This window comes from Dietzia sp. DQ12-76, from assembly GCF_014145045.1.
Taxonomy (GTDB): domain Bacteria; phylum Actinomycetota; class Actinomycetes; order Mycobacteriales; family Mycobacteriaceae; genus Dietzia.
On record NZ_JAALDV010000448.1, the window covers coordinates 1,553 to 3,874 of the forward strand.

The 2,322-nt window shown below is 67.9% G+C and carries 2 protein-coding genes; both read left to right on the plus strand.

Features of this window, described 5'->3' with window-relative positions; all coding sequences use genetic code 11:
* Window positions 1-14 precede the first annotated feature (14 nt).
* Window positions 15-1,127: an NDMA-dependent alcohol dehydrogenase gene (locus G6019_RS14485; protein WP_107757165.1), complete on the plus strand. Its 1,113-nt coding sequence runs from the start codon at window positions 15-17 to the stop codon at window positions 1,125-1,127.
* A gap of 205 nt (window positions 1,128-1,332) precedes the next feature.
* Entirely contained in the window at window positions 1,333-2,271 is a 939-nt protein-coding gene (locus G6019_RS14490; protein ID WP_182613616.1) for a type IV toxin-antitoxin system AbiEi family antitoxin domain-containing protein, read from the plus strand.
* Window positions 2,272-2,322: the final 51 nt, after the last annotated feature.

Here is a 2,322-nt window from a genome sequence, read left to right on the forward strand (position 1 = left end):
AAAGGAACACCGCCGTGAAGACCAAGGCAGCAGTACTGTTTGATGTCCACAAGCCGTTCGAGATCATCGAGCTCGACCTCGACGACCCCGGCCCCGGCGAGGTCCTGATCAAGTACACGGCCGCGGGCCTGTGTCACTCCGACCTCCACCTGTCCGACGGCTCCCTCCCGCCGCGCTTCCCCATCGTCGGAGGGCACGAGGGAGCAGGCGTCATCGAGGCCGTGGGCGTGGGGGTGACGAAGGTCAAGCCCGGCGACCACGTGGTGTGCTCCTTCATCCCGAACTGCGGCACCTGCCGATACTGCTCGACCGGTCGCCAGAACCTCTGCGACATGGGCGCCACGATCCTCGACGGCCACATGCCCGACGGCACCTTCCGGTTCCGGGCGGACGGCAAGGAGTTCGGCGCCATGTGCATGCTCGGGACGTTCTCCGAGCGCTCGGTGATCTCACAACACTCGGTGGTCAAGGTCGACGACTGGCTACCGCTCGACAAGGCCGTCCTGGTGGGCTGCGGTGTGCCCTCCGGATGGGGCACCGCCACCTACGCCGGCAACGTGCGACAGGGTGACACCGTGGTGATCTACGGGATCGGCGGGCTCGGCATCAACGCCGTCCAGGGCGCCGTCCACTCGGGGGCCCGTCACGTGGTGGTGGTGGACCCCGTCCAGTTCAAGCGCGACGAGGCCCTGAAGTTCGGCGCCACCCATGCGTTCGCCGACGCCGCCGAGGCCCACGCGGAGGTCGAGAAGCTCACCTGGGGCCAGATGGCGGACCAGGCGCTCATCCTGGTGGGCACTGTCGACGAGAAGGTCGTCTCGAGCGCTTTCGACGTGATCGGCAAGGGGGGCAGGGTGGTGATCACCGGCCTGGGCAACATGACGGAGAACACCGTGCAGGTCAACGGCACGATGATGGCCCTGTTCGGAAAGACCATCACGGGCACCCTCTTCGGCTCGGCCAACCCGCAGTACGACATCGTCAAGCTGCTGCGCCTGTACGACGAGGGCAAGCTCAAGCTGGACGAGCTCATCACCACGACCTACTCGCTCGACCAGGTCAACGAGGGCTACCAGGACCTGCAGGACGGGAAGATCATGCGAGGCGTGATCATCCACGACTCCTGATCCGGCCCCCGGTTCGCATACGCGCGCAACCACTGCACACGCGGACGAAATGTCGTGTGAGTCTGCAGTGGTTGCGCGCGTCCGTCGTGGGGACACTCATCGTGGCGAGTGACCGAATTTCACAGGGTCCCTCTCTCCACTGAAAGCCCCCGCCAGCCCCTGTCACGCTCTCCGCCCACTCGACGGCCCTGACACCGTTGCCGCCATGACTCCCGTGATCCCCTTCCCTACCGGCCGGCCGTTCACCACAGCAGAAGCAACCCGGGCGGGCCTGTCGCATCGCGCACTGACCGCGGCTGTCGCGCAGGGCCGACTGATCAAGATCAGACACGGGTGGTTTCACGCGCCGCAGTCGGGCGAGAGCGCACGGGATGCCCTCGCCCGGTCGTCGCGGATCGCGCTCGACCAGGGCCCCCTCGGCGCCGTGATCAGCCACCACACGGCGGCAGCGCTCCACGGTCTGCCTCTCATCAGAGCCCGGACTGACCACGTTCATCTCACGGTCGACCGACCCACCGGCGGACGCAGGACCCCGCACATCCAGGTTCATTCCTCGCCGCGCGATTCCCTGGACACGACCCAGGTGGACGGCATCCCCGTCACCTGCGTCGCCCGAACGGTCGTCGATCTCGCCCGCTCTGCGGGATTCGACGCAGGAGTATGCGCGGCGGACCACGCGCTGCGCCTCCGGATGGTGACCGCGGACGGGCTCGCGAGCGAAGTCGATCGCCATCGCGGCCGGACCGGCGTGGCGATCGCCCGGGACGTCGTGGATTTCGCGGACCCCCGGGCAGAAAGCCCCGGGGAGTCACTGTCCCGATGTGTCATGCGGAGGTGTCGAGACGTCCCCGCACCCCGACTACAACACCGGTACTTCTCGAGCGGGGGCAGGCCGGTCGCGCGCACTGACTTCTCCTGGGGCGACGGTGCACTGGCGGGCGAGTTCGACGGCAGGACCAAGTACTCACGCTGCGCGGCCGGTGGAGAGGATCCGGGCGAGGTGGTGTGGCGGGAGAAGCAACGGGAAGACCGACTCAGAGCGCTCGGGGTGGTAGTGGTCCGCTGGGTCTGGGACGACCTCTACGCGCCGAACCGGTTCGAACGCCTGCTGCTCGACGGGCTCCGTCGGTCCGGAGTCCGCTGACTCGCCTCGACCACGCGCCCTGCCAGGTGCTGCCGGTGCGGCCTGCTCGCC